Below are 6,281 nucleotides of genomic sequence, written 5' to 3' on the forward strand. Positions count from 1 at the left end.
ATGGCGTGAAATGGACTCATGCGAGCAACCGTCATGTTCGGCGCCGGAGACGTCCGCGTCGAGAACGTCCCCGATCCCGTCATCCAGCAGCCGACCGACGCGGTCGTGCGGATCGTCCGCGCGTGCGTCTGCGGTTCGGACCTGCATCCCTATCACTCGATGGGCGACAGTGCGACGGGCCGCCGCATGGGGCACGAGCTCATCGCCGTCGTCGAGGAGACCGGCGCCGACGTCACCACGGTGCGCCCCGGTGACTTCGTCGTCGTGCCCTTCGTCTACTCCGACAACACGTGCGTCTTCTGCCGCGAGGGCTTCCAGACCTCCTGCGTGCACGGCGGCTTCTACGGCAACGGACGGGTCGGGGGCCTGCAGGCCGAGCGCGCCCTCATCCCCCAGGCCGACGGCACGCTCGTGGTCGTCCCCGACGTCGACCCCGACGCGGCATCCGATTCTCTGCTGGCGTCGCTGCTGACACTGTCGGATGTGTACCTGACGGGCTATCACGCCGCGCACCTGGCTCGCGTGCAGCCCGGCCAGACGGTCACGGTCGTCGGCGACGGCGCCGTGGGCCTGTCGGCGGTGCTCGCCGCCCGCACCCTCGGAGCGGAGCGGATCATCCTCATGGGCCGCCACACCGACCGCACCGACCTGGGCGTCGAGTTCGGCGCCACCGATGTCGTCGCCGAGCGCGGCGCGGAGGGCATCGCGCGGGTGATGGATCTCACCGACGGTGAGGGCAGCCACGTGGTGATCGAGGCGGTGGGACACATGCCGGCGTACGAGCAGTCGTACGGTGTCGTCCGCCCCGGTGGGGTCATCTCGCGCGTCGGCGTTCCGCAGTACGAGAGCGCGCCCGTGGGCTTCGCGTCGCTGTTCGGCAAGAACATCACCCTGACCGGCGGCGTCGCCCCCGTGCGCGCGTACCTCGAGGACGCCATTCCGCTGGTGCTGGACGGCACGATCGAGCCCGGCCGCGTGTTCGACCGGATCATGCCGCTCGACGACGCTCCGGCCGCCTACTCCGCGATGGACTCCCGCGAGGCGCTGAAGGTGATGCTGACGGCCTGAGCCGTCGGGCCGAACGGCGGCAGGCTCACCCGTTGAGCAGCTCCCAGGTGCCCTCGGAGATCACATCGACCACGCCGTCGACCACACGGATCGCCGTCTGGTCGTCGATCGCGTACGCGCGACCGCGGATACCCTCCGCCCACCGGTGAGCCGCGGCGGTCGTGTTCCCCGTCCAGCCCGGGTAGTCCAGGTGCGGGAAGATCGAGAAGTCGACCAGCCCCAGCGTCTCGTCGGTGCCGCCCGGATGCCGGTCCACGAACTCCGGCCCCACGCGCGGCGTCAGGGCCATGCTGCCCGCGCTGATGCCGACCCACACGGTGTCGTGCAGCTCGGGGATCAGATCGGCCAGACCCGACCGGCGGATCCACTCCGCCAGATACACCGCCTCGCCGCCGTCGACGAGCAGCGCATCGGCCTCGCGCACCCACGGCATCCATCGCTCGGGCGCGATCGTCGGCAGGGCAGTGAGCTCGAGCACCCCGACCGAGCGCCACCCGAGTTCGACCGGGCTGTCGATGCCGCCCGGCCACCGGCCCGCCGTGGAGCGCCACACCGTCTCGGGCGAGCACATCGGCTGGCCCCACTGCGCCGTCGGCACGAACAACGCAGAACTGTCCGCGATGGGTGTGCCGAGCATGTCTTCGAGCGCGGTGCGGATGCTGTCGTTGGTCACGCCGCCCGAGGTCAGCAGAAGCTTCATGTGCCCAGTCAACCGTGTGCGGCGGCGCTCGAACAGGGGCCGGGGCGCCGGAGTGTTAGCGTGCGAGGGTGACCTCGACGCCTCCGCCGATCCCCACGACCGATCCGGCTCGCTCGATCCGTGTCTCCGCCGCCGTGATCACCGACGTCGACGGACGGCTGCTGCTCGTGCGCAAGGCGGGGACGACCGCGTTCATGCAGCCCGGCGGCAAGCCGGAGGCGGGTGAGGATGCCGCACAGACGCTCCTCCGCGAGCTCGCCGAAGAGGTGGGGCTGCGCCTGCAACCGACAGACCTCACGCCGCTCGGCGAGTTCACCGCCCCCGCCGCCAACGAGCCGGGCTTCGCGGTCGTGGCGGACGTCTTCCGCGTCGACATCGGCGACCAGCAGCCGGTGACGGATGCCGAGATCGAGGAGCTGCGCTGGGTCGACCGCGCCGCGGCATCCGCTCTCGAGGTCGCACCCCTCGCGGCGGCCTACTTCCTGCCGGAGGCCTGAGCGCCTCCGACGGAAGCCGACCGGCTCACCATGAGCTCTTGCGGTAGTCCTTGAGGAAGATGCCGAAGAGGTCTTCGCCCGCCTCACCGCGGACGATCGGGTCGTACACGCGCGCGGCGCCGTCCACGAGGTCGAGCGGGGCGTGGAAGCCCTCCTCGGCGAGCCGCACCTTCGTGTAGTGCGGGCGCTCGTCGGTGATCCACCCCGTGTCGACGGCCGTCATGAGGATGCCGTCGGTCTCGAACATCTCGCGCGCGCTCGTGCGCGTGAGCATGTTGAGGGCCGCCTTCGCCATGTTGGTGTGCGGGTGACCGGGACCCTTGTAGCCGCGGCCGAACACGCCCTCCATCGCCGAGACGTTCACGACGTAATTTCGCCGCGCCGGTGACGCCGCCATCGCGGGACGCAGACGCGAGACGAGCAGGAACGGCGCGGTCATGTTCGCCAGCTGCACCTCGAGCATCTCCAGCGGCTCGACCTGCTCGACCGACTGCGTCCAGCTGTTGATGTGGTTCTCGTCGGGGATGAGGCCGCCGGCGTCGATCGCGGTGCCCGCCGCGAGACGCTCGAGCGACGACGACCCGGCGGCCATCGCCTCGGCGGTGAGCTCTTCCGCCGTGCGAGCGGCGGCGGCGAGGATGGGATGGCTCGACACCGACTGGGCCAGCGCGAGCGGGTGGGCGTCGTTGGTGTGGCCGAAGGTCAGCAATTCGGGCAGCGGTCCCTGCGGCAGCGGCGCGAGCTCGGCGTCCACGAGCGGCTTGTACGCCCCGGCGGAGCGACGCACGGTCTGCGCCGCGTTGTTGATGAGGATGTCCAGCGGCCCGTCGGCGGCGACGGCATCCGCGAGGCCGATGACCTGGGCGGGGTCGCGCAGGTCGATGCCGACGATCTTGAGTCGGTGGATCCAGTCGCCGCTGTCGGGCAGTGCCGAGAAGCGGCGGACGGCGTCGCGCGGGAAGCGGGTCGTGATGGTCGTGTGGGCGCCGTCGCGCAGCAGCCGCAGCGCGATGTACATGCCGATCTTCGCGCGGCCTCCCGTGAGCAGGGCACGACGGCCGGTGAGGTCGGTGCGGGCGTCGCGCTTGGCGTGGCTCATCGCCGCGCAGTCGGGGCACAGCTGGTGGTAGAACGCGTCGACGATCGTGTACTGCTCTTTGCAGATATAGCAGGCGCGGGGCTTGATGAGCTCGCCCGCGGTCGGGGCCGCGGTGCGGGCCGCGAGCGGGATGCCGCGGGTCTCGTCGTCGATGCGGTCCGGTGCACCCGTCGCGGTGGCGGCGACGACCGCACGGTCGGCGTCGGCGATGCGCTGACGCTTCTCCTTGCGCGACATGCGCTTGACGTCCTTGTACATCTTGCCGGTCTGGCGGCGCAGGGCGATGTAGGTGGGGTCGTCGCGATCGAGGAGGGATGCCGCGTCGATGACGCGCAGCGCGATCTCCAGCTCGTGGGGGTCGATCGCGATGGGGGCCGGAGCCAGGGCCGGGGTCGCCGCATCGTCCGGGTCGGGCGTGATCTCGGTGTCTGCAGGCGTTTCGGGCACGAGGGATTTTATCGGACGCGGCTGAGCGCGAGCCCGGCGAGCAGCGGAGCGGGCGAGGGTCGACGTCGAGGCGGGTCAGCCCGCGATGCCGAGGAGCTGCTTGGCTGCGGCGACGGCCGGGGCGCCGAAGATGCGCGGGTCTTCGTTGAGCGCGCCCGAGCTGATCGAGACCCCCACTCCCGGTACGTCGACGAGCGTGCCGTAGATGCGGAGGTCTCCCGTGGACTTCGTGCCGTAGGCGATGCCGCCCCGAGCCTCGACGGCCGCATCCGCGATGTATTCCGACCCGATGGCGGCGATGTCCTCCTTCTTGGGCACATCGCCGGCTCCGTTGTTGGTCGTCACCGTGAGCAGAACGGTGTTCACGTAGTCGCCGGTCGTCGACATCCAGTTGCACTGCACGGTGCCGTCTTCGTTGCTCTGGTCGCCGAGTTCGAGTCCGTCGATCGCCGAACCGAGCACAGAGCCCATGGCGGCGCAGTCGGGGTAGCGGTCAAGCACGTCGGCGAGCGCCATGGTGGGTGCAGACGGAGCGCTGCCGCCTCCGGCGTTCTCGCCGCCGTCGCTGCCCCCGGCACCGGGATCGGTCGCCCCGTCCGACGGCGCGCCCGTGCCGGCGCCGACGGCTCCGGACGCGGAGATCGACGGGCTCGCCGCTGAGCCGCTCCCGGCAGCGCATCCCGCGAACGCGAGGGCTCCGGCAGCGACGAGGAGGGAGAATGCGGCACGGGAAACGAGGCGGGCGGCTGTCACCCCGGCATCCTAGCCATCCGCGTGAGTCGGCCCCGGAAGTTCTCCACAGCCGCGCTGCCCCGCTAGCCTGACGCCATGTCCGAAGACCAGATCGACGACGGCGCGCGAAACGCGGTTCAGGGCGAGAAGGCCCTCGACCGACTCGTCGCATTCAGCGACGCCGTCGTCGCGATCGCGATCACTCTCGTCGTGCTGCCCCTGGTGGATAAGGCGATGGATGCCGAGTCGGCGTCGGCCTTCTTCGCCGACAACGTGACCGGGATGATCTCTGCGGCGCTGAGCTTCGTGGTGATCGCGGCCTTCTGGCGCGCGAACCACGTGATGTTCGTGCATGCGCGCGGCTACAACCGCCTGGTCGGCCGCCTGCAGACCCTCTGGCTCGCGACGATCGTCTTCCTGCCGGTCGCGACGGCGCTCGATCTCGCCGGACCGGGCACAGACCGGGTCGGGCTGGGCGCCTACGTCGGAACGATGCTGGTGGGCGGAGTGATCCTGCGCGTACAGGCGGTGGCGCTGCAGCGGGCGGGACTGAGCGACCGCGCACCCGCACCGCCGCTGACGCACTGGATCGGCACGATCTTGATGGCGCTCGCGCTCGCGCTCGTGCTGCTGTTTCCGCAGTACGGCGCTCTCTGGTTGCTCGTCCTGCTGTTGGAGATCCCCCTCGGCCCCCTGCTGAGTCGCCGACCCCGCTGACGCTTAAGATCCCATCGCCGCCTGGAAGAGTCTGAGCGCAATCAGCAGCCCCGCCACGATGCCCGCGCTGGCGGCGAGCGGAACCCAGGTGAGATCCCTCTCCGTCCGCCACGCGAAGAGAGCCGCCGCTGCGGTGCCGACAAACATCACGACGGCGACGAGGTAGTAGACGGCGCCCGCGAGGTCGGCGCCCGACCAGTCGCAGCGGGGCGCGCATGCGCCCCCGGCGAAGACCGTGCTCCCGACCCAGACCGCGGTCGTGATCGCGAAAACGACGACCTGGATGACCGCGACGGCAAGAACCGATGCGGCCGCACTCCTCCCCGCCCTGGAGTTCATCGGCTCAGTCGCCGCTCTCGGTCAACGCCACGCTCCAGTTGAACACATCGATCGGGTCGCTCGCGCCGTCCCCGCCCGAACAGCACTCGCGCCGTCCCCGCCCGAACAGCAAGGGATGCCGGGCGACACGCCGCGGCATCCCTCACCCACCCCCGCGTGTCGACGGCGATCCCTTGCAGTTCGGCACCCGCCCCCACCCGCAACGCGACCGGCCGGATCAGCCCCCCGTGATCCAGACCGTCGTCTCCCCCGGCACGGTGTCGCCGTCGAGCGGAGTGCTCGACAGCACGACACGCTGACCCGGCACGAACGACAGCGCGAGCGGTGCGGAGCCGAACACCGTCACCACCTCCCAGCCATTCGGGCGGCGGAAACGCAGCACATCGCCGCGGCCGGTCTCGACCCACTCCAGTCGCTCCAGCGCCAGGAGCTCGTGCCGCAGGGCGAGGGCACGGCGGTAGAGCGAGAGAGTGGATGCCGGATCGCCCTCCTCCGCCTGGACCGACGCGTCCGCGAACCACGACGGCTGCGGCAGGTGCGCACCCCCCGAACCGAAGCCGAACGAGGAGCCCTCGCGGGTCCACGGCAGCGGCACGCGGCATCCGTCACGTCCGTACTGCTCCTAGGCCGTGTTGCTAAATGCTGTTGTGGGGCGGGTGGGCGATCCTTGAGGTGTGTCGCG

8 protein-coding genes are annotated in these 6,281 nt (G+C 70.7%); 3 read left to right on the forward strand and 5 right to left on the reverse strand.

The features are described 5' to 3' along the window. The first annotated feature begins 18 nt into the window (after positions 1-18). A complete protein-coding gene (locus AS96_RS13015; RefSeq protein WP_197017310.1) occupies positions 19-1,068 on the forward strand; it encodes a zinc-binding dehydrogenase in 1,050 nt (349 codons plus the stop codon). Positions 1,069-1,093: 25 nt separating this feature from the next. Here the strand turns inward: AS96_RS13015 and AS96_RS13020 are convergent, their stop codons facing one another. Beyond that, a complete protein-coding gene (locus AS96_RS13020) occupies positions 1,094-1,768 on the reverse strand; it encodes a Type 1 glutamine amidotransferase-like domain-containing protein (protein WP_036290537.1) in 675 nt (224 codons plus the stop codon). 68 nt (positions 1,769-1,836) lie between these two features. Between AS96_RS13020 and AS96_RS13025 the strand changes: the two genes are divergently transcribed. Next, the gene (locus tag AS96_RS13025) at positions 1,837-2,265 is read left to right on the forward strand and encodes an NUDIX hydrolase (protein WP_197017311.1); all 429 of its coding nucleotides are present in this window, start codon (positions 1,837-1,839) and stop codon (positions 2,263-2,265) included. A gap of 25 nt (positions 2,266-2,290) precedes the next feature. Here the strand turns inward: AS96_RS13025 and AS96_RS13030 are convergent, their stop codons facing one another. Both AS96_RS13030 and AS96_RS13035 read right to left on the reverse strand, forming a co-directional pair. After that, positions 2,291-3,811: an SDR family NAD(P)-dependent oxidoreductase gene (locus tag AS96_RS13030; RefSeq protein WP_442921709.1), complete on the reverse strand. Its 1,521-nt coding sequence runs from the start codon at positions 3,809-3,811 to the stop codon at positions 2,291-2,293. A gap of 75 nt (positions 3,812-3,886) precedes the next feature. Further along, the gene (locus tag AS96_RS13035; protein ID WP_036290538.1) at positions 3,887-4,564 is read right to left on the reverse strand and encodes a hypothetical protein; all 678 of its coding nucleotides are present in this window, start codon (positions 4,562-4,564) and stop codon (positions 3,887-3,889) included. 75 nt (positions 4,565-4,639) lie between these two features. On the opposite strand from AS96_RS13035, the gene AS96_RS13040 reads away from it, so the two are divergent. Beyond that, positions 4,640-5,260, forward strand: a complete 621-nt coding sequence (locus AS96_RS13040; RefSeq protein WP_036290539.1) for a TMEM175 family protein — start codon at positions 4,640-4,642, stop codon at positions 5,258-5,260. A gap of 3 nt (positions 5,261-5,263) precedes the next feature. Here AS96_RS13040 and AS96_RS13045 read toward each other — a convergent pair whose 3' ends face one another. Next, positions 5,264-5,599, reverse strand: coding sequence for a hypothetical protein (locus tag AS96_RS13045; protein WP_005051574.1), 336 nt, complete (start codon positions 5,597-5,599; stop codon positions 5,264-5,266). 217 nt (positions 5,600-5,816) lie between these two features. Continuing rightward, entirely contained in the window at positions 5,817-6,194 is a 378-nt protein-coding gene (locus AS96_RS13050) for a hypothetical protein (RefSeq protein WP_036290540.1), read from the reverse strand. Positions 6,195-6,281: the final 87 nt, after the last annotated feature.

It is taken from the genome of Microbacterium sp. MRS-1 (assembly GCF_000585455.1).
GTDB classification, from domain to species: domain Bacteria; phylum Actinomycetota; class Actinomycetes; order Actinomycetales; family Microbacteriaceae; genus Microbacterium; species Microbacterium laevaniformans.

What these genes read in the sequence shown, in the direction of transcription:
- AS96_RS13015 (WP_197017310.1), top strand. Translation starts at nt 19, where the DNA reads ATGCGAGCAACCGTCATGTTCGGCGCCGGAGACGTCCGCGTCGAGAAC.
- AS96_RS13020 (WP_036290537.1), bottom strand. Translation starts at nt 1,768, where the DNA reads ATGAAGCTTCTGCTGACCTCGGGCGGCGTGACCAACGACAGCATCCGC.
- AS96_RS13040 (WP_036290539.1), top strand. Translation starts at nt 4,640, where the DNA reads ATGTCCGAAGACCAGATCGACGACGGCGCGCGAAACGCGGTTCAGGGC.
- AS96_RS13045 (WP_005051574.1), bottom strand. Translation starts at nt 5,599, where the DNA reads ATGAACTCCAGGGCGGGGAGGAGTGCGGCCGCATCGGTTCTTGCCGTC.